Source organism: Thiocapsa sp. (assembly GCF_018399035.1).
Lineage (GTDB): Bacteria > Pseudomonadota > Gammaproteobacteria > Chromatiales > Chromatiaceae > Thiocapsa.
The window spans coordinates 4,018,198-4,042,920 of the sequence record NZ_CP073760.1; the positions used below are offsets into that span (position 1 = coordinate 4,018,198).

Annotated in this window: 24 protein-coding genes; 7 read left to right on the top strand and 17 right to left on the bottom strand. The window is 64.9% G+C overall.

Going from position 1 to position 24,723, the window contains the following annotated elements; translation table 11 throughout:
• Genes KFB96_RS18345 through KFB96_RS18355 form a run of 3 tightly spaced genes read right to left on the bottom strand, consistent with a single transcriptional unit; the run spans position 1 to position 3,310 of the window.
• Positions 1-972, bottom strand: a complete 972-nt coding sequence (locus tag KFB96_RS18345) for a MoxR family ATPase (protein ID WP_213460321.1) — start codon at positions 970-972, stop codon at positions 1-3.
• Complete coding sequence (locus KFB96_RS18350; protein ID WP_213460323.1) at positions 969-3,101, bottom strand: transglutaminase family protein; 2,133 nt, start codon at positions 3,099-3,101, stop codon at positions 969-971. The genes KFB96_RS18345 and KFB96_RS18350 overlap by 4 nt, the downstream gene beginning before the upstream one ends.
• Positions 3,098-3,310 carry a hypothetical protein gene (locus KFB96_RS18355; RefSeq protein WP_213460325.1) on the bottom strand — a complete coding sequence of 71 codons (213 nt, stop codon included), beginning with the start codon at positions 3,308-3,310 and terminating at the stop codon, positions 3,098-3,100. The genes KFB96_RS18350 and KFB96_RS18355 overlap by 4 nt, the downstream gene beginning before the upstream one ends.
• 269 nt (positions 3,311-3,579) lie before the next feature.
• Here KFB96_RS18355 and KFB96_RS18360 point away from each other — a divergent pair, with 269 nt between their 5' ends.
• A complete protein-coding gene (locus tag KFB96_RS18360) occupies positions 3,580-5,310 on the top strand; it encodes a radical SAM protein (protein ID WP_213460327.1) in 1,731 nt (576 codons plus the stop codon).
• Positions 5,311-5,408: 98 nt separating this feature from the next.
• Here the strand turns inward: KFB96_RS18360 and KFB96_RS18365 are convergent, their stop codons facing one another.
• Together KFB96_RS18365 and phaE are read right to left on the bottom strand one after the other, a co-directional pair.
• Positions 5,409-6,479, bottom strand: a complete 1,071-nt coding sequence (locus tag KFB96_RS18365) for a class III poly(R)-hydroxyalkanoic acid synthase subunit PhaC (RefSeq protein WP_213461205.1) — start codon at positions 6,477-6,479, stop codon at positions 5,409-5,411.
• A gap of 98 nt (positions 6,480-6,577) precedes the next feature.
• Positions 6,578-7,651 carry a class III poly(R)-hydroxyalkanoic acid synthase subunit PhaE gene (gene phaE, locus KFB96_RS18370; RefSeq protein ID WP_213460328.1) on the bottom strand — a complete coding sequence of 358 codons (1,074 nt, stop codon included), beginning with the start codon at positions 7,649-7,651 and terminating at the stop codon, positions 6,578-6,580.
• 195 nt (positions 7,652-7,846) lie between these two features.
• Here phaE and KFB96_RS18375 point away from each other — a divergent pair, with 195 nt between their 5' ends.
• The 6 genes from KFB96_RS18375 (at position 7,847) to KFB96_RS18400 (ending at position 12,232) form a co-directional block, all read left to right on the top strand.
• A complete protein-coding gene (locus KFB96_RS18375; RefSeq protein ID WP_213460330.1) occupies positions 7,847-9,031 on the top strand; it encodes an acetyl-CoA C-acetyltransferase in 1,185 nt (394 codons plus the stop codon).
• 114 nt (positions 9,032-9,145) lie between these two features.
• Positions 9,146-9,661, top strand: a complete 516-nt coding sequence (phaR, locus tag KFB96_RS18380; protein WP_213461207.1) for a polyhydroxyalkanoate synthesis repressor PhaR — start codon at positions 9,146-9,148, stop codon at positions 9,659-9,661.
• Positions 9,662-9,804: 143 nt separating this feature from the next.
• Positions 9,805-10,170: a phasin family protein gene (locus KFB96_RS18385; protein ID WP_213460332.1), complete on the top strand. Its 366-nt coding sequence runs from the start codon at positions 9,805-9,807 to the stop codon at positions 10,168-10,170.
• A 187-nt stretch (positions 10,171-10,357) separates the two neighbouring features.
• Positions 10,358-11,098: an acetoacetyl-CoA reductase gene (gene phbB, locus KFB96_RS18390; protein WP_213460333.1), complete on the top strand. Its 741-nt coding sequence runs from the start codon at positions 10,358-10,360 to the stop codon at positions 11,096-11,098.
• A 391-nt stretch (positions 11,099-11,489) separates the two neighbouring features.
• Positions 11,490-11,993, top strand: a complete 504-nt coding sequence (locus tag KFB96_RS18395) for a DUF29 domain-containing protein (RefSeq protein WP_213460335.1) — start codon at positions 11,490-11,492, stop codon at positions 11,991-11,993.
• A 68-nt stretch (positions 11,994-12,061) separates the two neighbouring features.
• Positions 12,062-12,232: a hypothetical protein gene (locus tag KFB96_RS18400; protein ID WP_213460337.1), complete on the top strand. Its 171-nt coding sequence runs from the start codon at positions 12,062-12,064 to the stop codon at positions 12,230-12,232.
• A gap of 1 nt (position 12,233) precedes the next feature.
• On the opposite strand, the gene purD is transcribed toward KFB96_RS18400, so the two are convergent.
• The 12 genes from purD to cutA form a co-directional block, all read right to left on the bottom strand.
• Entirely contained in the window at positions 12,234-13,529 is a 1,296-nt protein-coding gene (gene purD / locus KFB96_RS18405; protein WP_213460339.1) for a phosphoribosylamine--glycine ligase, read from the bottom strand.
• Positions 13,530-13,628: 99 nt separating this feature from the next.
• Positions 13,629-14,408: an acyl-ACP--UDP-N-acetylglucosamine O-acyltransferase gene (gene lpxA / locus KFB96_RS18410; RefSeq protein ID WP_213460341.1), complete on the bottom strand. Its 780-nt coding sequence runs from the start codon at positions 14,406-14,408 to the stop codon at positions 13,629-13,631.
• Between the two features lie 191 nt (positions 14,409-14,599).
• Positions 14,600-16,159, bottom strand: a complete 1,560-nt coding sequence (purH, locus tag KFB96_RS18415; protein WP_213460344.1) for a bifunctional phosphoribosylaminoimidazolecarboxamide formyltransferase/IMP cyclohydrolase — start codon at positions 16,157-16,159, stop codon at positions 14,600-14,602.
• Positions 16,160-16,208: 49 nt separating this feature from the next.
• Positions 16,209-16,517 (bottom strand): helix-turn-helix domain-containing protein, encoded by a 309-nt coding sequence (locus KFB96_RS18420; RefSeq protein ID WP_213460346.1) that lies wholly within the window; start codon positions 16,515-16,517, stop codon positions 16,209-16,211.
• Positions 16,514-17,512 (bottom strand): tRNA dihydrouridine synthase DusB, encoded by a 999-nt coding sequence (gene dusB, locus KFB96_RS18425; protein ID WP_213460348.1) that lies wholly within the window; start codon positions 17,510-17,512, stop codon positions 16,514-16,516. The genes KFB96_RS18420 and dusB overlap by 4 nt, the downstream gene beginning before the upstream one ends.
• Before the next feature lie 168 nt (positions 17,513-17,680).
• Positions 17,681-18,583, bottom strand: a complete 903-nt coding sequence (gene prmA, locus KFB96_RS18430; RefSeq protein ID WP_213460350.1) for a 50S ribosomal protein L11 methyltransferase — start codon at positions 18,581-18,583, stop codon at positions 17,681-17,683.
• A gap of 287 nt (positions 18,584-18,870) precedes the next feature.
• Positions 18,871-20,211 carry an acetyl-CoA carboxylase biotin carboxylase subunit gene (accC, locus tag KFB96_RS18435; protein ID WP_213461209.1) on the bottom strand — a complete coding sequence of 447 codons (1,341 nt, stop codon included), beginning with the start codon at positions 20,209-20,211 and terminating at the stop codon, positions 18,871-18,873.
• 90 nt (positions 20,212-20,301) lie between these two features.
• A complete protein-coding gene (accB, locus tag KFB96_RS18440) occupies positions 20,302-20,757 on the bottom strand; it encodes an acetyl-CoA carboxylase biotin carboxyl carrier protein (RefSeq protein ID WP_213460351.1) in 456 nt (151 codons plus the stop codon).
• A 2-nt stretch (positions 20,758-20,759) separates the two neighbouring features.
• Positions 20,760-21,221, bottom strand: coding sequence for a type II 3-dehydroquinate dehydratase (gene aroQ, locus KFB96_RS18445; RefSeq protein ID WP_213460353.1), 462 nt, complete (start codon positions 21,219-21,221; stop codon positions 20,760-20,762).
• A 107-nt stretch (positions 21,222-21,328) separates the two neighbouring features.
• Entirely contained in the window at positions 21,329-21,895 is a 567-nt protein-coding gene (locus tag KFB96_RS18450; RefSeq protein ID WP_366931552.1) for a TlpA disulfide reductase family protein, read from the bottom strand.
• A gap of 17 nt (positions 21,896-21,912) precedes the next feature.
• Positions 21,913-24,345 (bottom strand): protein-disulfide reductase DsbD, encoded by a 2,433-nt coding sequence (locus tag KFB96_RS18455; protein WP_213460357.1) that lies wholly within the window; start codon positions 24,343-24,345, stop codon positions 21,913-21,915.
• The gene (gene cutA / locus KFB96_RS18460; RefSeq protein ID WP_213460359.1) at positions 24,324-24,653 is read right to left on the bottom strand and encodes a divalent-cation tolerance protein CutA; all 330 of its coding nucleotides are present in this window, start codon (positions 24,651-24,653) and stop codon (positions 24,324-24,326) included. Before cutA ends, KFB96_RS18455 begins: the two co-directional genes overlap by 22 nt.
• Between the last annotated feature and the right edge of the window lie 70 nt (positions 24,654-24,723).

The following is a 24,723-nucleotide window of genomic DNA, read 5'->3' on the forward strand; positions in this document are numbered from 1 at the left end:
TTACGTCCGCGGGGCCGGTACGCCGGCGAGGAGGTCGCGCAGGATATGCTCCGGGCCGAGACCCTCCATCTCCAGATCGGCGCCGAGTGCGAGCCGGTGGCGCAGCACCGCGGGGGCCATCGCCTTGACGTCGTCGGGCGTGACGAAATCTCGGCCGTCCGCGAGCGCATGTCCGCGCGCGGCGCGCACCAGGGCGATCCCGGCGCGGGGACCGGGTCCGGTCTCCACGCCGGGCCAGTCTCGCGCCGAGCGGACCAAGCGCACGGCATAGGCGAGGACGCCGTCGTCGATGCGCAGCCGCGCGGTGACCTGCTGCAGATCCAGCAGATCGGTTGCGCTCAGGACCTCGCGCACGCCCGAGACGTCGAGCCGGTCGCCGACCCGGTCGTGCGTCACTTGGCGGACCATGGCCAGCTCTTCGCCCGCATCCGGGTGATCGACGATCACCTTGAGCAGGAAGCGATCGAGCTGCGCCTTGGGCAGCGGATAGGTCCCCTCGTGCTCGATCGGGTTCTGGGTCGCAAACACCAGGAAGGGCGGGCTGAGTGCAAGCGGGGTGCCCTCGATCGTCACCTGTTGCTCCTGCATGGCCTCGAGCAGCGCGGCTTGCGTCTTCGCGGGCGCCCGGTTGATCTCGTCGCCGAGCAACAGGTTGCAGAAGATCGGGCCGCGCCGAATCCGGAACGCCTCGCTCTTCATGTCGAAGACGGCATGCCCGGTGACATCGCTCGGCATCAGGTCGGGGGTGAACTGGATGCGCGAGAAGCGCCCGCCGACGGCGGCGGCGAGCGCGCGCACCAGGAGTGTCTTGCCGACACCGGGCACGCCTTCGAGCAGCACATGACCGGCCGCGGCCAAGGCAACCACGGATGCCCGCACGACCCGAGGTTGGCCCACGAGGGCGCAGCCGATGGCGGCTTCGAGCGCGGCGAGCGTATCGGCACAGCGTTGGACGTCTGCGGCAAGGGTCATGTCAGGTCGGTCCAGGCCGGCGCGCGTGTGTCGTTCCCGAGTCCGATCCAGCGCACGTCCAGCGCATACGGCGTGAGTGCCTCGGGCGGCGGCGCGCGCAAGGTCTCCTGCGCGGGCGGGGATGCGGGTTCGACGACGCAGCGTTCGGCCCGTCGGGCGGCGGCTTCGGCCAAGTCGGCAGGCAGACCGTCGTAGCCGCCGCCGCTCGGTCGCCAGTCGTGCAAGGTTGCATGAAGGGCATCGGCGTGCGCGGGATGCCAAAGCGTCAGCGACAGCGGGCCTTGGGCGGGCAGTGCGGGGTGCAGCCCCTGCCAGGGCACGAAGCTGCGATAGCGCAGACCGAAGACCTTCGCCGGCCCCTGCGGATCCTGCTCCGGACGCCAGGGAAGCCGAACGTCGCCGACCGCGATCCGCCAGTCGGCGAAGTCCTCCGCGGTCGTCCCCTCCACGGCCCGCAGACGGATCTCCACGCGCGTCGTGCTCGCATCCACGAGCCGCGAGGTCTCCTGATCCTGCCGACCGACATCGCCGATCAAGGGCCAGAACTCCACCGCGCGACGGATCGTCAGCTCGCAGTCGCGATGCCGCACTCGGGCGATCAGACGCAGGCTGTTGCGCCTCAGCAGCTCGGCCAAGGGCGGCGCGAGGCCGAGGCCCGCCGTGCTCAGATCGCCGAGCACCTCCTCGAGGTCGCGTTCCAGGTAGTAGGGCAGGGCATAGCGGTCGTGCAGGTCGTCGCCGTGATCGCACAGCGGGGCATCGAGCTCTCGGACAGCGAGCATCGCGATGATGGCGCGCAACAGGGCGGCGAGCGCCGCGGCACGCTCGGGCGTGTGCTGCATGCGCAGGGCACGCAGCTCGACCAGCCCCAGTTTTCCACGTCCGGGCACATAAGGGTTCCAGAGCTTCTCGATGTTGAGCTCGGCGCGGTGGCTGTTCCCGATGGCATCGGTCAGCAGTTGCGACAATCCCGACCAGAGCGTCTCGGCGTCGGGAGGCGGCCCGCGCTCCAGCAAGGCGAGTGCGAGGCCCAGCTCGCGGAAGGCATCGCGCCCGCGCTCGTCGGCGCGCACCGCTTGCCCGGAGCCGCCGATGTGGTCGTGGGCGAAGAGATAGGACAGGGCGGGATGTCGGTTCAGATAACGCACCAGACGCGGCAAGACGCGCGTCGCGACGAAGAAGGGGCTCTCCTGCGGGCTGGGTCCGCCGAAGGTGATCTGTCCGCCGCCGCCCGAATCCGCAACCGAGCCGTTGTAGTAAAGACGGTAGGGGGCGAGTCCGAGCTCGGTGCTTGCGCCGTAGAGTGTACGCGTGGCGGCGAGCAACCCGGTGACGTCGGGATAAGGTGCCATGTTGATCTCGATGACCGCCGGATCGGGCGTGATCGTGGTCCAGGAGACGGTCGCATCGACGGGTGGCGGGTGGCCGGTCAGCAGGAGTGCCGGCAGGCCGGCGTCGGTGGCCGCCGTGCCGATGGCCGCGAGGCAACGTGCAAATTGCTCGACCGTCTCGCAATCGGGCAGTGCGATCCGGGCGACCTTCGTGTCCTGCCAGGTCATGCTGTCGAGAACGAAACAGGGCAGCTTGTCCTCTGACTCGCCCGCGTCGAGCGCGTCGTCTCCGACCGCCGTGCCGGCGGCAGGCGGAAACCGGGCGAGCACATGCAGACCACCCTCGTCCCCGGAGAAAGTCCGCACATCGCAACCGATCTCCTGCAGGTGTGCAGAGAGATTGCCGTGCAGGATGCCGAGATCGACGTCGCTCCGGGGCGGCGTGCCGAGTGCGGGGTCGGGCGGTCCGTGCCAGAGCGGCGTGCCGTCGCGCCGCGCATAGAGACCGAGGCTCCAGCGCGGCCGATCCTCGCCGGGATACTGCCGGCCTTGGGTGCGTAAAACCAGGCCGCCCATGCGGGCTTGCAGGGCGCACAAGAGTTGCTCGGCGCGGGTCTCCTTATCCTCGCCGAGCGCGGTACTCAGCCACTCGGGGGCCTCGGAGAAGCGATCGGTGAAGGTCGGCTCGGTACCCACCCAGATCGCCAGTCCCATTGCCGAGATCGCCGCCGCGACGGCCTCGTCATGTGCACGGACGGCCCGATCGAAGTCCGTCGCATCCCGGTCCGGCTCGCTCATCGCCGGGCCTCGCCGTCCGCGTCTGCACCGACGCGGACGCTCTTCGGCACACGGGCGGCTTCGCGGTCGATCCGCGATGCGGCGAGGTCCGAAGCGACCGGCCGCGCGCCGATCCCCTGTGCGGTCTCTGTGATCTCGCAGTGCATGCCCGACAACCTTGTAAGGCCGGGGTATCGGAATGATCCCCGGTCGATCTCGCGCAGGATCATGCCATGGGTTCAGGCGACGGGGACAGTCCCGAGGTGCCGGGCGGCTGAAGGGCATGGGTGCATCATGCGGTTGATGCGGACCCGGAACCTGCCGCGGCGGGCTCTCGGGCTTGCCCGTACCTCTCATCGGGACTAGCATCGACCGCGGAATCCGCGCTGGACGACAGCCGTTTCGCCGTCAATCCCGCACGTCCGAGATCCTCGGTGCGGGACTCGCGGGCGAGCCAGTCCCCGCCGGTCATCCCTTTTTCCGTCGACGAGGGGCCATCATGCGTCCGAGCAGCGCGACCGCGACCCGTTTTCACGTGGATTTGATCAAGCCCTCGCACTACGACGACGCCGGCTATGTCATCCAGTGGGTCAAGGCATGGATCCCGTCCAACTCGCTCGCGAGCCTCTACGGGCTGACCCGCGCCGCCGATCAGTCCGGGGTTTTGGGCGAGGGCGTGCACATCGAGGTCAATGCCTACGACGAGACCAACACGCTGGTCCCGGTGAAGCGGATCATCCGTCGCATCCAAGACAACGGCGGTCGGGGTCTGGTCTGCCTGGTGGGTGTCCAATCCAACCAGTTCCCCCGTGCCATGGATCTGGCGCGACGCTTTCGGGCGGCAGGGCTGCAGGTCGTGATGGGCGGCTTCCACGTCAGCGGATCCTTGGCGATGCTCCCGGGCGTACCCCCCGAGCTGCAGGAGGCCATGGATCTGGGCGTCACCCTCTTTGCCGGCGAGGCCGAGGAGCATTTTGCCGACTTGCTCCGGGCCGCCGACGCACGGCGTCTGGAGCCGCTCTACAATCACATGGCGGAGCTCCCGGACCTGCAGGGCAAGACCATGCCCTATCTCCCGCCCGAGGTGGCGCGGCGTTATGCCCCCATGCCCGGGACCTTCGATGCCGGGCGCGGCTGCCCCTTCCTTTGCAGCTTCTGCACCATCATCAACGTGCAGGGCCGAAAATCCCGCTTCCGCGACCCGGACGACATCGAACGGCTGCTGCGCGCCAACCTGGCCCACGGGATTCGCCACTACTTCATCACCGACGACAACTTCGCGCGCAACCGCAACTGGGAGCCGATCTTCGACCGCATCGCCGCCCTGCGCCGCGAGCTCGGCGTGAAGCTCAACTTCACCATTCAGATCGATACCATGTGTCACACCCTGCCGGGGTTCGTGACCAAGGCGCGGGCGGCGGGTGTCTCGCGGGTCTTCATCGGGCTGGAGAGCGTGAACGCGGACAATCTCAAATCCGCACACAAGAAGCAAAACAAGATCGCCAACTACCGCAACATGCTGCTCGCCTGGCAGCAGCAGCGCGTGACCACCTATTGCGGTTACATCCTGGGCTTTCCGGACGACACGCCGGAACGCATTCTGAACGACATCGAGACGATCAAGCGCGAGCTGCCGCTCGACATCCTGGAGTTCTTCTGTCTGACGCCGTTGCCGGGCTCCGCCGACCATCAGGCGCTGCATGCGCAGGGCGCGCCGCTCGACCCGGATCTGAACCGCTACGACCTCGAGCATGTCTGCACGACCCACCCGAGGATGAGCGCGCCGCAGTGGCAGGGCGTCTACCGCCGCGCCTGGGACAGCTACTACTCGATGGAGCACCTGGAGACACTGATGCGGCGCGCCGCGGCCTTCAACCGCAATCCGAAACGCATCATGGAGATCGCACTGGAGTTCTACGGCTGCTTCAGGTTCGAGCGGGTGCATCCGCTGCAGGGCGGGTTTCTGCGTCGCAAGATCCGCACGGAGCGGCGCTCGGGGCTGCCGATCGAGTCTGCGTGGGTCTTTTACCCGCGTCGGTTGCGGGAGGTTACGACGACCTACGGAGGCTTGATCGCCTACGCCTGGCGGGTGTGGCGGCTGTATCGGCGGGTGAAGGAGGACACGCGGCGGCCGGGGTACCGCTACGTCGATCAGGCGATGCAGCCGATCGACGAGACGATCGATGAAGGCTCGGAGGCAAGTCCGGCTATGAGGTCGGCTGCCGCGTAGACGCGGCAGCCCGTGCGAGGGCGACGGCCGCGTGATGCGCGGCCTTGGGGTATAATGTAGAGCTCACTCGAAAGTGAGCATCTCGCTCTGGACGCGGTTTAAACGGAGTGCGTGTTCAGCCACTTCCCGATGGCGGGGGTGACCTCTTTCTGCGCCTTGCCGCTGACATAGATGCCGATGTGCCCGCCGGGGAAGGCAAGCTCGGTATAGTCGGTGCTGCCGGTCAAGCCGTTCAGCGCCTTGGAGGCATCCGGCGGCACCAAATGGTCCTGCATCGCATAGATGTTCAGGACCGGGCAGGTGACGTTCTTCAGATCCACTTCCCGGCCCGCCAGCATGACGCCGCCGTTGATGAAGCCGTTGCGCTGATAGAAGTCCTTGATGAACTGGCGGAAGGTCTCGCCGGCCTGATCCGGGCTGTCGAAGATCCACTTCTCCATCCGCAGGAAGTTCTTCACCTTGTCCGGGTCGTCGAGCACGTCGACCATGTTGACATACTTCTGACCGGTCAAGCTGAAGGGCTTGAGCGACAGGAAGGTCCAGTTCAACAGCTCGCCCGGGATGTTGCCCATGGTATCGACCGCGAGGTCGATGTCGACGTTCTGGACCCAAGCCGACAGCAGGTTGTCCGGGGTCTTGAAATCCACCGGGGTGACCATGGTCACCAGGCTGTTGACCTTGTCCTGATGCATCGAGGTGTACATCAAGCTGAAGGCACCACCCTGGCAGATGCCGAGGAGGTTGATCTTCTCGACCCCGTGCGCCTCGCGGATGTGATCCACGCAGCGGTCGATGTAGCCGTTGATATAGTCGTCGAGCGTAATGGCACGGTCGGCCTGATCCGGGTAACCCCAGTCGATCAGATAGACGTCCTGACCGGTCGCCAGAAGACCCTTGATGGTCGAGCGGTCCTCCTGGATATCGGTCATATAGGGCCGATTCACCAGGGCGTAGACAATCAGCAGCGGGACCGGGTCGGGGGTGACGCCTTCGGGCGTGTCGTAGCGGTAGAGCACCAGCTTGTCTTCGGTGTAGACCGGTTCCTTCGGGCTCACGCCGGTGTCGATCTTCTCGGCGTTGAGCAGGTTTTCCATGCCTTGGCCGAGCTTACGGGAATAGTCCAGCATTTCTTGGGTGAGCTTGTCGGGCCGGATATCGATCGGGATCATCACGGTTCGGTTCCTCGCGGTATTCGTTGGATACGCGTCTGCGGCACCCGGTTCGTCAGGGGCCGCAGGGCGCGTGATTGCTGTGGTGACGGCCGGAGCTAGTCGGTGCTCTTGGTCGCGGCCTTCTTGCGCACCGGCTCCTTGGCGGCGGGTGCGATGGACCTGATGGCCGTTGCGGGCGACTCGAGCGGGGTGCCGGCGAGGGCCGCAACCTGCCGCTCGAGTGCGCGCAGACCGAGGCTGAGCCTCTTGTTCTCGCGCCGGGTCTCCTGCAGACGATCCTGAAGGGTGCGCAGCTCGTTGCGGCTCGGCATGTTCATGGCGCCGAGGTTCTCGTCGACCAAAACGCCCATGCGTTTCTTCAGGGCCATCTGGGCGTTGACGAGGTGACCGTGGATCCGGGCGTATTCCGGTGTCGCGACCTCTTCGGCGTAAACGGCCTCGCAGGACATGACCCAGTGATCATAAAGGGCACGAGCCGAATCGATGCTCTTGCCGCTGTCGATGACCTCTTGGATGTAGCCACCCATGCGCTGCACGGATTTGGTGCCGAGCTGGGCATAGAAGCCGTTGTATTCCTGCAGCGCCTTCTGGTAATCCATGGAGGCACGGATCAACTCTTGGTACTGGCCCTGCTCCTCGCGGGTATAGCCCAACCCGGGCGCGGAGAGCACGCGGCTGAAGCTGTCTTTGACCTGATCGTGCGGCATGTAGCGCAGGGCATCGCCGGGCATCGGCGACATCGAGGACATCATGCGCTGCCAATTGTCGAGCGGCATCTCCCAGAACGACATCATGCGTTGCATGACGTTGCCGCCGTCGTCCATCGAGCCGCTGAAGCCCTTCTGAATGTCTTCCAGCGCCTTCGTCCAGAACGCCATGCCGTCGGCCGGGGAGGCGGTGTCGCCCGGCTTGCCGGACGCAAAGGCCTCCCCGAAGCGGAAAAAGACCTTACCCTGCTCCATCATTTTTTCCATGAAGTCTTTGGAGGCATCGGGCGCGGCCGGCGCGAGTGCCTTCCACCAGGTATCGAGCGCACTCTCCCACGGGTTGGTGAGCTCGCCCATGCCGCCCTGCGTGCCCATCGCCTTGCGGCTCATCTCGGTCCAGCTGTCCCAGTACTTGCGTTGCAGATCCATCCAACCGTCGTTGAAAAAGCTTTCATTACTCATGGTTTTGCCCTCCTTTGGGTCACTTTGCAGCACACGTTAGCACGCCGATTTGTGCACTGCAACAAAGCGGCGTAAACTCGGGGTTGTTCTATCGGCGCGAGCGGGGCATTTTAGATCCCGCGGTCGGGTCTTGCGCATCACGACCCGCCACCTCCGAACAGGCGTCCACTCCAAAACTCATAAGGCATTCACACCATGAGCGACAACATCGTGATCGTCGATGCGGGCCGTACCGCAGTCGGCACCTTCGGCGGCAGCCTCTCTTCACTCCCCGCGACCGACATCGGGGCCGCGGTGCTCAAGGCGTTGATGGAGCGCACCGGAATCTCCCCGGATCAGGTCGACGAGGTCATCCTCGGTCAGGTTCTCACCGCCGGCGTGGGCCAGAATCCGGCGCGTCAGACGACCCTGAACGCGGGTCTTCCGCACTCGGTACCGGCCATGACCATCAACAAGGTCTGCGGCAGCGGCCTCAAGGCCGTTCATCTGGCGATGCAGGCGGTGGCCTGCGGCGACGCCGATATCGTGATCGCGGGTGGCCAAGAGAGCATGAGCCAGTCCGCGCATGTGCTGCCGCGCTCGCGCGAAGGGCAGCGCATGGGCGATTGGTCGATGAAGGACACCATGATCGTCGACGGTCTTTGGGATGCCTTCAATCAGTATCACATGGGCGTGACGGCAGAGAACATCGCCAAGAAATACGCGTTCACCCGCGACGCCCAGGACGAATTTGCGGCGGCATCGCAGCAGAAGGCCGAGGCGGCGATCAAGTCGGGACGTTTTGCCGACGAGATTATTCCGGTTGCCATACCGCAGCGTAAGGGCGACCCGGTCGTCTTCGCCACGGACGAGTTTCCGCGCCCCGGCACCACGGCCGAGACGCTCGGCAAGCTGCGTCCGGCCTTCGACAAGGCCGGCACGGTCACCGCCGGCAACGCCTCGGGTATCAACGACGGAGCGGCGATGGTCGTGGTCATGAAGGAGTCCAAGGCCAAGGAGCTCGGTCTGAAGCCGATGGCCCGCTTGGTCGCCTTCGCAAGCGCCGGTGTGGATCCGGCCATCATGGGCACCGGCCCGATCCCGGCGTCGATGAAGTGTCTGGAGAAGGCCGGTTGGACGCCCAAGGACCTCGATCTAATCGAGGCCAACGAGGCCTTCGCCGCGCAGGCGATGTCGGTCAATCACGAGATGGGCTGGGATCTGAGCAAGGTGAACGTCAACGGCGGTGCCATCTCGATCGGCCACCCGATCGGTGCCTCCGGTGCTCGCGTGCTGGTGACCCTGCTCTACGAGATGCAGAAGCGCGATGCCAAGAAGGGTCTCGCGACACTCTGCATCGGCGGCGGACAAGGTGTGGCTCTGGCCGTCGAGCGAGTCTGATCCGAACCCGGGCGGGGAGTCCCCCGGCGAGGGATCGTCGGGCCCCGCAGGTCGTACCCCGTCTCGACTGGGGTACACTTCTTCGGACTGAAGGACGATAAGGCCCAGATGCCCATGAAAGACGAGCGCATCATCAAGAAGTACCCGAATCGGCGCCTCTACGACACCGAAGTCAGTCGTTACATCACGCTCGCGGACGTGCGTGATCTCGTCATGAGCTGCACCGCCTTCAAGGTGGTCGACACGGCGAACGACAACGACATCACGCGTTCCATCCTGTTGCAGATCATGCTCGAAGAGGAAAGCGGCGGCGAGCCGCTGTTCAGCGCGACCATGTTGTCTCAGATCATCCGCTTCTACGGCGGCACCCTCCAAGGCATGTTCGCCCGCTATCTCGAGGGTTCGCTGGATCTCTTCTCCAAACAGCACCACGAGCTGGTCCGCTCTTTGGGCGAGACCCCGTTCGATGCCATGACGCGGATGACCCAGAAGAACGTCGAGCTGTGGTCCGAGATTCAAGGCGAGCTGATGCGCGCAGCGGGCTTCGATCTCGGTGGCGATCGCCGGGGCAAGACCGATCGCAAGGCACCGTCCCCCGCCGATGACAAGGAGAAAGACAAAGAACCGTGACGGATCTGCCTGAGCGCAGGAGGATCGGACTGCCGCATCATCAATGCTTTCGATTGACGGATTCGGGGTTGACAGAGGCTGATCGGACGACTATTGTGCACTGCAACAATTGCTGCACTGCACAACATATCGGAGCAACTTTCATGACAACCAACGACACCCTGAACACCGTCAACGAGCTCACCAACAAGACCGTCGAGCGCATGAACAGCCTCGGCGAGCTGAACGTCCGCATCTTCGAGAAGATGTCTGCGCGCCAGATGGATGCCATGAGCCTTTACATGGAGCACGCCATGCGCATGATGAAGCTGGCGACCGAATCCAAGGGCTACAATGAGTTCTTCACGGGCCAGGTCGAGGCCACCAAGGAGCTCAGCGAGCGCGTTCTGGCCGAAGGCAAGACCAGCATGCAGGCCGTCAGCGACGTGCGTGACGACTACCGCACCTGGTTCGAAAAGAACATGGCCGACGTTTCCGCCGACCTGAGCAAGAGTGTCCCGGCTGTCTAATTCGACAGTCCGTTCCACTTGACTGGACCCGGCAGCCCAAGGATGGGCCACCATTCGCAAGTCCCCTGCATAGGGGGCTTGCGAATGGCTCGTGATTGGAAGATCTTGAACCTCGTGAGCGGATCGCGTGGTGATCGCTCCGGACTGCAACGAACATCACACCAATTAAAACCCGGAGGAAAGAGACATGGCTCGCATTGCACTCGTGACCGGTGGTATCGGCGGAATCGGCACCTCGATCTGCACGCGTCTGGCACAAGACGGCTGCACGGTCGTCGCCAATCATCATCCTTCCGAGGCCGCTGCTGCGGAAGCCTGGAAGAAGGATCGCGAGACCGAAGGCTTCGCCATCGACACCATCGCCGCGGACGTGTCCTCCTTCGAAGACAGCGCGCGCATGATTAAAGAGATCACCGAAAAACACGGCCCGGTCGACATCCTCATCAACTGTGCCGGCATCACCCGCGACAAGACCTTCAAGAAGATGGAGCATGCGCAGTGGGATGCCGTGATGCGGGTTAACCTGGACAGCGTCTTCAACGTGACGCGCAACGTCTGGGAAGGGATGCTGGATCGCGGCTTCGGACGGATCATCAACATCTCCTCGGTCAACGGTCAGCGCGGTCAGTTCGGTCAAGCCAACTATTCCGCCGCCAAGGCCGGTATGCACGGCTTCACCATGGCCTTGGCCCAGGAAGGCGCATCCAAGGGTGTCACGGTGAACACCGTCTCGCCCGGCTATGTCGAGACCGCCATGACGCTCGCAATGGACGACACGGTGCGCAACAGCATCATCTCGGGCGTCCCGATGCGCCGCATGGCTCAGCCTGCGGAAATCGCCGCGGCCATCGCCTTCCTGGCCGGCGACCAGAGCGCCTACATCACCGGCGCGAACCTGCCGGTCAACGGCGGTCTCTTCATGCACTGAGACGCTCGTCACATCGAAACCGCACCGGCGTCGGTAGAATGGGACCCATGTGAGACTAACTTCGCCGGAGACGATGCTTCGACGAGGCGCGGTTTAGAGATCGAACGTCAGAAAGCAGAACATCGATGTTTCGGGCCTGCCGGCGACACGCGGAGCCCGAGACTTTAAAAATCGATACCAGTGTCCTCCTCGTCTCTCTCATCATGAGACGTTTCCAGCCCGGCACCCTGCCGGGCTTTTTTTTGCCTCGGGAAATTCCGCTCGGATCGGCTCCGGAAACAATCCTGCTGAATCCGCTACCCTGTCGATGTGGGCATGAGCAGGTGGTGCCGGATGACTCGCGACCTCATCTCGCCCCTCGGTGCAGACTCGGCAGCCGTTGGATCAGGATATGACCGACCTCGACACACTCTACACGATCGATTATTCGGCTTGGGCGGAACGCCACGTCCAATTGCTGCGTGCCGGGCGCTACTCGGAGCTGGACGTCGAGCATCTCGTGGAAGAACTGAGCGACATGGGAAAGAGCGAGCAACGCGAGCTCGAAAACAGATTGACCATCCTTCTGGCTCATCTGTTGAAGTGGGAGTATCAGTATCGGACCCTGTCCGAGCGCTGGCGTGAATTCAAAGGCGACTGCTGGCGCGCGACCCTCATCGAGCAGCGCAACCGGCTGGAAAAATTACTGAAACAGGCTCCCGGTCTCAAGGCGCGATTGCCCGCAACCATCGGCGAGGCTTATACCGACGCGGTTCAGTTGGCCAGCGATGAAAGCGGTCTGCCGTCGGACACCTTTCCAGACCATTGCCCCTACAGCGCCGAGCAACTGTTCGACAAGACCTTCTACCCGGCGCAGCCCGAGGGGCAGGCCCACCCCGGACACACTGAACCCTGATCGATCGGCAAGTACCGGAACCCCGCCCCTTCGTCTGCGAGACCTGACACTCGACAGAGGTTTCCACCATGCCCGAGCTGCATCCGCAATGCGTCACCGACCCGGACGGTAAGCGTCTGTCGGTTCTGCTGCCCATCGCCGAACATGCGGCGCTGATGTCCTATCTCGAGGACATCGAAGACATCGGCGCTGCCGAGGAAGCGTTACGGAAAATCGAGTCCGGCGAGGTCCAGCGATAAATCAGACGCATGTCGACCGCTCGCGGGCGATGGCCCGATACCCGATGTCGCGCCGGAACTGACAGCCCTCCCACCGAATCTTCTCGATGGCTTGGTAGGCTCGGGATTGGGCCTCGGAAACGCTGTTCCCGAGTGCGGTGACACAGAGGACGCGTCCGCCGTTGGTTAGGGTCTCAGCTCCTTCCGCCTTTGTGCCGGCCTGGAAGACCTTGACGTCCGAGGCCAGCGCGGCGTCCAACCCGCTGATCGGGTGGTCGGTCTCGTAGCTGTCCGGATAACCGCCCGCCGCCATGACCACGCCCAGCGCGGGGCGCGGATCCCAGACGGCCGTGACCTCATCGAGACGGCCGTCGATCGCGGCGAGGCAAAGCTCGACCAGGTCGGATTCCAGACGCATCAAGAGCGGCTGGGTCTCGGGATCGCCGAGCCGGCAGTTGTACTCGAGCACCTTGGGTGTCCCGTCGGCGGCGATCATGAGTCCCGCGTAGAGGAAACCGACATAATGGATGCCCTCGGCGGCGAGCCCGGCGACCGTCGGCTCGATCACCTCGCGCATGACGCGATCGTGGATCGCCGGAGTGACGATCGGGGCGGGGGAATAGGCGCCCATGCCGCCGGTGTTGGGTCCGCGGTCGCCGTCGTCGCGGGCCTTGTGATCCTGCGACGTGGCAAGCGGAAGGATGTGCGCACCGTCGACCATGACGATGAAGCTCGCCTCCTCGCCGGTCAGGAATTCCTCGATCACCACGCGGTTGCCCGCGCTGCCGAAGCGCCCGGCACCGAGCATGTCCTGGACCGCCGCCTCGGCGGTCGCAAGATCCTCGGCGAGGATGACGCCCTTACCCGCGGCGAGGCCGTCGGCCTTGATCACGATAGGCGCGCCGACCCGACGCAGATAGGCGAGCGCGGGTTCGATCTCGGTAAAGACGCCGTAGGACGCGGTCGGGATGCGATGGTGCGCGAGGAAGTCCTTGGTGAAGGCCTTCGAACCCTCAAGCTGGGCGGCGTCTCGGGTCGGTCCGAAACAGCGCAGACCGGCCGCCTTGAAGGCGTCGACGACGCCCGCAACCAGCGGTGCCTCCGGGCCGATGATGGTCAGGTCGATCGCCTGCTCGGTTGCAAAGCGCACCAGTGCAGGCACGTCGTCCGCCGCGATCGGCAGATTCTCCACCTTGGGTTCGTGCGCGGTTCCGCCATTGCCGGGCGCAACGAAAATACGTTCGGCCAGCGGCGATTGTGCGGCCTTCCAGGCGAGGGCGTGCTCGCGCCCGCCATTGCCGACGATCAGGATCTTCATACCTATCTCTTCACCTTTTAAACCGCGCCTAGTGCGGTATGCGATGTTTTTGGGTGGGATCGGCCCCCGCAGCGCAACGAGCGCTGGAGCCGGCGCGGTTTAAGCTTGAAACGAGACGACGCCGCGTCGGCTCGACTGGATGAATTGGACGATGGCTTGGGTCTCGGGTCCGGGATACTCCTGCTCGGCACGGACCAGTGCCTCGCCAGGACGTAGGCCGGAACGAAAGACCAGCCGATAGACGGCCTTGATGCGCGTGCGCTGCTCCTGCGAGAAGCCGCCGCGGCGCAAGCCGACCACGTTGAGCCCCACGATGCGCGCCCGATGACCGTCGACCAAGGCGAACGGCGGCACGTCCTGCGCAACCCCCGTCACCCCGGCGACCATCGCATAGGCGCCGATCCGACAGAATTGGTGCACGGCGACCTGCCCCGAGAGGAAGGTCCGATCCGCGACCTCGACATGACCGGCAAGCGTGGCCGTGTTGGCGAAGATGTTGTGATCGCCGACGATGCAGTCATGGCCCGCATGCGAGAAGGCCATCCAATAATTGTGGCTGCCGATGCGGGTGCCGGCCTCGGACTTGATGCCGCAGCTGATGTTCACCCCTTCCTTGAAGTGATTGTGGTCGCCGATCACCAGCGGCCGCGAGAGCTCCGGCTTGAAGCCGAGGTCCTGAGGCTCCGAGCCGAGCGTCGCCCCGTGACAGACCCGGTTGTGCGCACCCATCCGCGTCGCGCCGAAGATGCGCACGCAGGACTCGATCCGACAGCCCTCGCCGACGACGGCCCCGGACTCGATGATCGAATAGGGACCGACACTGACCGAGGGATGCAGCTCGGCACCCTCTTCGATGATGGCACTCGCATGGATGCCCATTGAACCGCGTCCTGTGTGAGTCAAGGAGGTTATGGAGTCGATCGATGTCGCACTGATCCGAGAGCTTTGAGCCGACGCGGTTCAAGTGATTAAAGAATTCAAAATCTCTTGAACCGCGTCGACTCCGGCGTGAGTTGGTTGCTCCGAGGCCAAGCCGAAACGAAAACACTGCATGTCGGGCCGGACGCGGTTCAATGCCTGAAGTGACGCATCCCGGTAAAGACCATCGCGATCCCGTGCTCGTTGGCCGCGGCGATGGTCTCCTCGTCGCGCATCGAGCCGCCGGGCTGAATCACGGCCGTGATGCCGACCGCCGCGGCTTGGTCGATCCCGTCGCGGAAGGGGAAGAAGGCATCCGAGGCCATGACGGCGCCAAGGACCGCGAGACCCGCTTGCTCGGCCTTGATGGCGGCGATGCGTGCGGAGCTCACACGACTCATCTGGCCGGCGCCGACACCGATCGTCATGGCGTCGCGGCCATAGACGATGGCATTGGATTTGACGAACTTGGCGACCCGCCAGGCGAAGAGCAGATCGGCCAGCTCCTGCTCGCTCGGTGCGCGCTCGGTGACGGTCTTCAGCGACTCGGTCAGACGCAGGTCCGCGTCCTGGACCAGGAGCCCGCCGTTGACCCGCTTGAAGTCGAGTCGATGGACCAGCTCGCTGTCCCACTCGCCGCATTCGAGCAGGCGGACGTTCTTCTTGGCCGCGACCGCCTCGCTTGCCTCGGCGGTCACGCGGGGCGCGATGATGACCTCGACGAACTGACGCTCGACGATGGTTCGGGCCGTCTCGCCGTCGAGCTCGCCGTTGAAGGCGATGATGCCGCCGAAGGCGGATTCCGGGTCGGTGCTGTAGGCGCGCTCGTAGGCGTCGAGCAGGTTGGTGCCCAGGGCGACGCCGCAGGGGTTGGCGTGCTTGACGATGACGCAGGCCGGACCCTCGGAGAACTGCTTCACGCACTCGAGCGCCGCATCCGTATCGGCGATGTTGTTGTAGGACAGCTCTTTGCCTTGGATCTGGCTGGCGGTGGCGATGCTCGTCTCCAAGGCACCGTGCTCGACATAGAAGGCCGCGTTCTGATGTGGATTCTCGCCGTAGCGCATGGATTGCTTGCGACCGAGCTGCAGGCTCAGGGTGCGCGGGAAGGCGCCGGGGACATCGGTCGCGAGCCGTGCGCCCAGATGGTTGGCGATGGCACCGTCGTAGCGGGCGGTGTGCTCGAAGGCCTTGACCGCCAGATCGAAACGCGTGGTCTCGCTCACGCCGCCGTGCTCGGCGATCTCCGCGGCGATGCGCGGATAGTCGGCCGAATCGACCACCACGGTAACGCTCGCGTGGTTTTTGGCCGCGGCGCGCAGCAGGGTCGGGCCGCCGATGTCGATATTCTCGATGGCTGTCGCCAGATCGCAGGCCGGGTCGGCCACGGTTTGCTCGAAGGGATAAAGATTCACGACCACCAGATCGATCGGCTTGATCTCGTTCTCGCGCATGACCCGGTCGTCGACGCCGCGACGACCGAGGATTCCGCCGTGGATGCGCGGATGCAGTGTCTTGACCCGACCGTCCATCATCTCGGGGAAGCCGGTGTAGTCCGAAACCTCCATGACGGGGATGCCCGCTTCGGTCAGGAGTCTGGCGGTCCCGCCGGTGGAGAGGATCTCCACACCTTTGGCTGCAAGCTCGCGAGCGAAGGCGGCCAAGCCGGTCTTGTCGGACACGCTGATCAGGGCGCGATGAATGGATGGCATGTGGGTCAATCCGGGTCTGATGATCTGAAAGGAGGCCGGCGGCGCGGGGTCAGCGTGCGCGCTCGATCCCGTAAGCGGCGAGTCGTTTGCGCAGCGTGGCGCGCGTCAAGCCGAGGATCTTCGCGGCCTGGCTGAGATTGCCGTTGGTGTGGTCCAGAACGGTCTCGAACATGGGGCGCTCGACCTCCTCGAGCACCAGGACGTAAAGGTTGACCACGTCATGGCCGGCCATGTTCTCCAGATAGAAGCGCAGGGCATCCTGCACACACTTGCTCAGCGGGTCGGTGCGACCCGCCTCCACCACCTGCAGCCCCGTCGATGTCGTTTCGGATACGCTGTCCAAGGCAACTGAATTCATGCTGCTTGATTCTCCGTTTCGGGGCATTGCTCGAAGAACGCGGCGACCCGCGACAACTGCTCCGCCGGGGTTTCTGTCCCGTTGACGATGTCTCTGAAGGCCGCTGCACCCGGTAAGTGACGGCAGTACCAGGAGATGTGTTTGCGTGCGATCCGCACGCCGGCATGGGCGCCGTAAAACTGATACAAGGCATCGAGATGCTCGCGCAGGAGCGCATGAATCCAGTGCCTTTGCGGCTCGACCGGCAGGGTACCCGAGGTTAGGTAGGCCGCGACGTCGCGGAAGATCCAGGGACGCCCCCGGGCCGCGCGTCCGATCATGATAGCATCGGCGCCGGTCCAGTCCAGGACCTGTTTCGCCCGTTCGGGGCTCGCGATGTCGCCGTTGGCGATCAGCGGTATCGTCACGGCCGCGCGGATGACACGGATCGTGTCGTATTCGGCGGGCACCCCGTAACTGCAGGCGCGCGTGCGCCCGTGAACGGTCAAGGCGGCGATCCCGCACTCCTGCGCGATCTGCGCAATGCGCAGGGCATTGCGGGTCTCGGGCGACCAGCCGGTGCGGATCTTCAAGGTAACCGGGACAGGGACCGACGCGACCACCGACTCCAGGATCCGTCCGACCAGGACCTCGTCGCGCAGCAGCGCGGAGCCCGCCGCGCGTTTGCAGACCTTCTTTGCCGGACAACCCATGTTGATGTCGACGATGTCGGCGCCAAGGTCGACATTGATCCGGGCCGCTTCGGCCATGTCGAGCGGATCCGCGCCGACGATCTGCGCCGAGACCGGACCGGCCTCGCCCGCGTAGTCCAGACGCCGCACCGACTTGCGGGTACCCCAAAGCGCGGTGTTCGACGAGACCATCTCCGCGACCGCGAGCCCCGCCCCCAGACGCCGACACAGCGCACGGAACGGTCGATCGCTGATCCCGGCCATCGGCGCGAGGATCAGATTGTTCTCGAATCGGTGAGGGCCGATGGCGAAGGTGCGGTGCATGGGATGACTCGGGACAGCAAACGTGTCGGAAATCAGTTGAGCATCCGAACGAATCGTTGTCGTTGTCGTTGTCGATTACGACAACGACAACGCTATAAGGTGACGGAGGTATTTCGTCGAGTTGGTTTACTGCTCGCTGAGCCGTTCCTAAACCGCACCGGGCGCGGTTTAGATGCGCGTCCCGCCGATGAGCGCCCAATCCTCGCGCAGGCGTGTCGGCGCAAGCGCGATCCGTTCGGCATAGGCCGCGCGGACCGTGTCGACCTGCTCGACGAGCACGCCCGAGACGGCCAACGCGCCGCCCGGTCGCAGCGACGCGACGAGTCGAGGCGCCAGCGCGATCAGCGGCCCGGCGAGGATGTTGGCGATGGTCACATCGACCTTCAGGTCGGGTACCTCGTCCGGCCCGTAGATGGCGAGCCGCTCGGCCACCCCGTTGGCGAGTGCGTTGTCCCGCGTCGCCTCCAGGGCCTGAGGGTCATGGTCGACCGCGATTGCACGTGCAGCGCCCAAGCGCAGCGCCGCGATCGCCAGGATCCCGGAGCCGCACCCGTAATCCAGGACCGTCTTGCCGGCGAGCGGGGTACCGTCGAGCCACTCCAAGCAGAGCGCAGTGGTGGGATGGTGCCCGGTCCCGAAGGCCAACCCCGGATCCAACGCGACCACCACGGCCTCGGCGATCGCCTCGGGATCATCCGGATCCTGCCCGTGCGGACAGACCCAAAGACGCCGACCGAAGCGCGTCGGCTTGAAGGTGTCGAGCCAGACCCGTTCCCAGACCTGATCCTCGATCCGCTCGACAAGAGGCGGGCCGGTCACGCCGGCACGCGGCTCATGAGCCAGCTGTTCGACCAAGCGGCCGACCAGCGCCTCGCTCTCGGGCTCCGCATCGAACAGCGCCGAGACCTTGACCAGCGACCAGAGCGGCGTCTCCCCCGGTCCGGGCTCGAGCTGCGGCTCGTCCGCCGCATCCGCGAGCGTCACCGAGAGTGCTCCGGCATCCTCCAGAAACGCGGCGATTCGCTCCGCGTCCGGCTTCGACACCTCGATCGAAAGCTGCAGCCAGGCCAATTAAATCGCGTCCGGCAGAATATGCGCTGTGTTCATTCGGTCTCGATCTCGCAGCAGTTCGTAAACGTCGGAGTCGACGCGATTTAAGTGATAAAAAGCTTTGGATTAAATGCGTTGCGCGATGGCCGCGGCGAGTCCGATCCGGTCCCGAAAGCCCTACTTCTCAAGGCGAAGCCAATCCATTCTTTGGTCTTAAATGTCCTGAACCGCGTTGCGCCGAGCCATCAAATCGCGCCGAGGCTGGCCTTACCTCGAACATTGCCTGTCGCTCCAAACGCGGTTCAGCATTACATGCCGAGCTTTTTCTCCAGATAGTGGATATTCGCCCCGCCAGCCAGAAAGGCCCCATCCTTTAAGATCGAGCGCTGCAGCTTGATATTGGTGTTGATGCCGTCGATCACGGTCTCGCGCAAGGCATTGCACATCCGCGCAATCGCCGACTCGCGATCCTCGCCGTGGGTGATGAGCTTGCCGATCATGGAGTCGTAATAGCGTGGCACCGTGTAGCCGGTGTAGATGTGCGTTTCGAGTCGCACGCCGGGACCGCCCGGGGCGTGGAACTCGGTGATCTTCCCCGGGCTCGGCATGAAGGTCTCGGAGTCCTCGGCGTTGAGACGGCACTCCACGGCATGCCCGCGGATCACGATATCGTCCTGCGAGTAGCGCAGGTGCTCGCCGGCGGCGATCAGGATCTGCTCTTTGACGATGTCCACGCCCGTGACCATCTCGGTGACCGGGTGCTCGACCTGAACACGTGTGTTCATCTCGATGAAATAGAAGCAGCCGTCCTCGTAAAGGAATTCGAAGGTTCCGGCGCCGCGATAGCCGATGGTGCGGCAGGCCTCCGCACAGCGCTCGCCGATCTCGTGGCGTTGCGCCTCGGTGATGCCGGGCGCGGGCGCCTCTTCGACGACCTTTTGGTGGCGGCGCTGCATGGAACAGTCGCGCTCGCCGAGATGGATGGCGTTGCCGTGCTGGTCGGAGAGGACCTGGAACTCGATATGACGCGGGTTCTCCAGGTACTTCTCCATGTAGACCATGTCGTTGTTGAAGGCCGCGGCGGCCTCCGCCTTGGTCAGGGAGATGGCGTTCAGCAGGGTCGCTTCGGAATGGACGACCCGCATGCCGCGACCGCCCCCGCCGCCGGATGCCTTGATGATCACCGGGTAACCGATCTGACGGGCGATCTCCAGGGTGCGTTTCTTGTCGTCGTCGAGCGGCCCGTCCGACCCGGGCACGCAGGGCACGCCGGCCTTGTTCATGGCGGCGATCGCCGAGACCTTGTCGCCCATCAGACGGATGGTTTCGGGTCGGGGGCCGATGAAGATGAAGCCGGAGCGCTCGACCCGCTCGGCGAAATCGGCGTTTTCGGACAGGAAGCCATAGCCCGGGTGGATGGCGACGGTGTCGGTCACCTCGGCCGCGCTGATGATGGCCGGCACGTTGAGATAGCTGAGCAGCGAGGCGGCCGGGCCGATACAGACCGACTCGTCGGCCAAGAGGACGTGCTTGAGGTCGCGATCGGCTTCGGAGTGCACCGCGACCGTTTTGATGCCCAGCTCGCGACAGGCGCGCAGGATCCGGAGCGCGATCTCGCCCCGGTTGGCGATCAGGACCTTCTCGATCATTGCAGGCATGGTGGCGATGTCTTTGCTGAAGGAGGCGCGGCGCATCGAGGATCGCGCCGGCGCTTGACGACGGGGGCACTGCCTCCGCCCTTATTCGATGACGAACAGAGGCTGGTTGTATTCGACCGGCTGACCGTTCTCGACCAGGATACGTCTGATCGTCCCGCCTTGCTCGCACTCGATCTGGTTGAGGATCTTCATCGCCTCGATGATGCAGAGCGTCTCGCCGGACTTCACCGTCTGGCCTTCCTCGACAAACGACTTGGAGCCTGGAGACGGCGCACGATAGAAGGTGCCGACCATCGGCGAGCGCACGATCTCGCCCTCCATCTCCTCGGCTTCGTCTTCATCGGAAGCCTTTGTGGCCGGCGCCGCAGCCGGCGCGGCGCCGAAGGCCATCGGCATTGATTGAGGCATGTACATCGGCATGGCGCCGCTGCCGTGTCGGCTGATGCGGACCGATTCCTCGCCTTCGTGAATCTCGATCTCCGCGACGTCGGATTGCTCCAACAGCTCGATCAGCTTCTTTACCTTGCGGATATCCATGGTCAGTGGTTCTCGTTGGAAAGGTCCGGCGCGAGCCGACCGGCCGCCGCGCGCAATGCTGAAAAGTAGCCTTCGGCCCCGAGTCCGCTGATCACCCCGACGGCGATGTCGGAGAAATAGGAGTGGGCCCGAAACGGCTCCCGGGCGTGCACGTTGGACAGGTGCACCTCGATAAAGGGAATCCCGACCCCGAGCAGCGCATCGCGCAGGGCGACGCTGGTGTGGGTGAAGGCGGCGGGATTCAGGATGATGAAGCGAACCCCTGCATGCGCGGCACGGTGGACCGCCTCGATCAGGACGTGCTCGGCGTTGCTCTGGATGCACTCCAGCGTGAAGCCCTGAGCCCGTGCCGCATCCTCCAAGCCCTGGTGGATCTCCGCCAGCGTGGTGCGGCCGTAGTGCTCCGGCTCGCGGGTTCCGAGCAGGTTGAGGTTCGGTCCGTTCAGGACCAGGATCGCCGCCATCCGGTCAATATGCTCCAACGCGTCCGAGACTCAGTGTATCCGCCGGTCCCTTTGGGATCGGCAGCAAATCGGCGCGAATTGTGCGGATTTTACGCGATGTTGTCCAGCTAAGACGCGTCCTCGTCGGGTGCCGGACGATCCTCCGCCCGGACCAGCGCGTCGAGCTCGGCCTTGAGCTCGGCGGCCGTGACCTCGCCGGTGCGGCTGAAGACGCGGCGCCCGCGGCGGTCGAAGATGACCGTGAAGGGCAGTCCTTCGACCCGGTTGCCGAGCCGCTTCGAGAGGGCCACGGCCTCCGGGGTGGCCATCAGGATGGGGTAGTTGACCGGGTACCGGGCGACGAACGCCTCCACGTCTTCGAGGCGATCCACGGCGATGCCGACGACCTGCACGCCGGACTCGCCGAGTGCCTCCTGCGTCTGGATGAAGAGCGGCATCTCGCGGATGCAGGGTGGGCACCAGCTCGCCCAGTAGTTGATCACCACGACCTTGCCGGCCCATGCCTCGCTGCTCACCTCCAGGCCGGCGAGGTCGGTCAGGCCGAAGTCGGGCAAGGTCTGAAGGGGCGCAGACTGGCGGACCGACGATCCCGCCTCGGGTTTCGGGGCGTCGATCCAGCGTTGGCCGACGACGGCGACGCCGATGCTGATCCCGCCCGCAAGCAGAATGACCATCCCTACTCGAACGGCGTTCATGGCACGGCCCGGCGCAGGTGCTCGACGAAGTCCTTGGCGGGCTTGAAGCCGACCAAGCGGTAGTTCTTGAGCTCTGCTCCTGCGGTGTCGAAGTAGAGGATGGCCGGTGGTCCGATGATGCCGAAGTGCTTCATCAGGGCCTGATCATCCGCGTCGTTGGCCGTGACGTCGGCCTTGAGCAGGACGAAGCGGTTCATCTCCGCGATCACCGCCGGGTCGCTGAAGGTGTAACGTTCCAGCTCTTTGCAGGTCACGCACCAGTCCGCATAGAAGTCGAACATGACCGGTTTGCCGAGCGCCCCTGCCTTGGCGACCTCGCGATCGAGGTCGTCCACCGTCTTCACCCGCGTGAAGACCGCCTCCGCGGCGCCACCACCACTGCCGCCCACGGCGAGCCCACGCAGCGGCTGGACCGTATCCTTCCCGCCGGCCGCCGCGCCGAGCAGCATGAGCGCGCCGTAGATGAGCAGGAAGACGCCGAGCCCCTTCCAGAGCTTGCTCCAGCCGCTTGCACCCTGCGGCAGTTGGGTCAGTGCGCCCATGTAGACCGCCGAGCAGATGAGCAACAGCCCCCACAGCAGCATGGCCACCGCCGGCGGCAGGATCCGCTCCATCATGAAGATGGCCACGCCGAGCAGGGCGACGCCGAACACCGCCTTGACCGCATCCATCCAGCCGCCGGCGCGCGGCAGCAGCTTGCCGGCCGAGGTGCCGATGGCGATCAGAGGCACGCCCATGCCCATACTCAGCGCGAACAGGGCGATGCCGCCGAGCACCGCGTCCCCGGTCTGGCTGATGTAGATGAGTGCGCCGAAGAGCGGCGGAGCCACGCAGGGTCCGACGATCAGCGCGGAGAGCAGGCCCATGATGGCTACACCGATCAGGGTGCCGCCTTCCTGCTTGTTGCTGATCTCGGCGAGCTTGGATTGGAAGCTCGACGGCAGCTGCAGGTCGTAGAAGCCGAACATGGACAGCGCGAGCAGCACGAAGATCAACGCGAAGGAGGTCAGGACCCAGGGGTTCTGGAAGGCCGCCTGCAGATTCGCGCCGAAGAGCCCCGCCAAGACGCCGACGACCGTGTAGGTCAAGGCCATCGCCAGGACATAGACCAGCGACAGTGTGAAGGCCTTGCGTGTGGTGATGTTCGGACCCTGTCCGGCGATGATGCCCGAGAGGATCGGGATCATCGGGAAGACGCAGGGCGTGAAGGCGAGCAAGAGCCCGAACCCGAAGAAGGCCGCAATCACCACCCAGACGCCGCTGTTGGCGAGGACGGAGGCGATCCGGTCCTGCTCGGAGACCGTGTTGTCCACAACCGGCTCTGCATCGGCCGGCGTGGCCGCCGCTGCGGCCGTCGGCAGAACCGCCGTCACCAGCGCCTCCGGCAGGCTCAGGGTCACCCTTTGCGTCTGCGGCGGATAGCAGATGCCGATCTCGGCGCAGCCCTGATACTTCGCGATCAGGGTCACCTCGGTCGGCTCGCTCGACCCGCGCAGCAGGGGCAGGGTCAGATCGACCCGGTCGTGATAGACCTCGACATCGCCGACGCTGCCGTCGGGAAGGATGGAGTCCTTCTTGATGTCGCCTACGGGCCGCTCGAACGCCCCGATGGCGACCTCGCTCCCGTCCTCGAGCGCCAGCTCGAGCAGGTGGCTGTAGAGATAGGTCCCCTCGGCGACGTCCCAGGTCAGTTGCAGCCGGTCCGGGCCGGCGACCTCGGCCGAGAAGAGGAACGCCTCCTCGGCGGGGAGGATGTCGTCGTCCGCACCCAAGCCGAGCGACTGACCGAAGCCCGCCAAGGCCTTCGCCGACTGCTTGCCCTGAATCGGTGACGGGGTCTCGGCGGCGACAGGCGTTGCGGCAGCGATCTCCGGCAGCTCGAGCAGCAGGCGCTGGCGATGCGGCGGGTAGCAGAGTCCGGCATCGGCGCAGCCCTGCGAGGTGGCCTCGAGGGTCAGGAAGTTGCCGGCGCCGGTCGAGCGGGTGACCGGCACCCGGATCTCGACGCTGTCGCGATAGACCTGGACCTTGCCGAAGAACTCGTCCTCCTTGGTCTTCCCGGCGGGCATCTGCGGGCCGCCGGTCGAGATCCCGACGGTATCCGTCTGGAACCCGAACTTGCTCTGATACATGTAGTAGCCGTCGGCGATCTCCCAGCGCACTCGCACCGCGTCCGGTCCGTCCGCCTCGCCCGAGATGCGGAAGGCCTGATCGGGCATCAGGAATTCGTCCTCCGCCAGCGCTGCCGGCGCCGCCGCAGCGACGAGCAGCCAGGCCAAGGCGAGGCTCAAGAGCCGTCTCGCGGCGGATGTCCCGCGCAACGGCCGATGTCCCGGACCCTGTTGTTCGTTTGCGGTGTCGTCGATGGCAGCTTGGCGCCGCTCGACGGCGGCCCCGATCCCGGGGCTCAGTCGTTGTGGTCGGTGCATGTCGTTACCCAGCTCAGATAGTCGGGGAGTCCCTCGGTGACGGGGACCGCGATGATTTCCGGAATCGCGTAGGGATGCAATGCGCGCAGGCGCTCGGTCAACGCGGCGCCGCGCTCGGTCGTCGTCTTGATCAAGAGCAAGACCTCGGGATCGCGCTGGATCTGACCATCCCAACGGTACACCGAGGTGATGCCCGGCAGTAGATTGACGCAGGCGGCAAGGCGCTCATCGACCAATGCCTCGGCGATGCGCCCGGCCGTGGCCTCGTCGGGGCAGGTGCAGAAAATCAGGCGGTGGTCTGCCGTCATGTGCTGGCTCGGCGGCGTTTCATAAGATTCGGGGTTCCACTATCCTGCAACGGATCGGCCTGTTTCTACC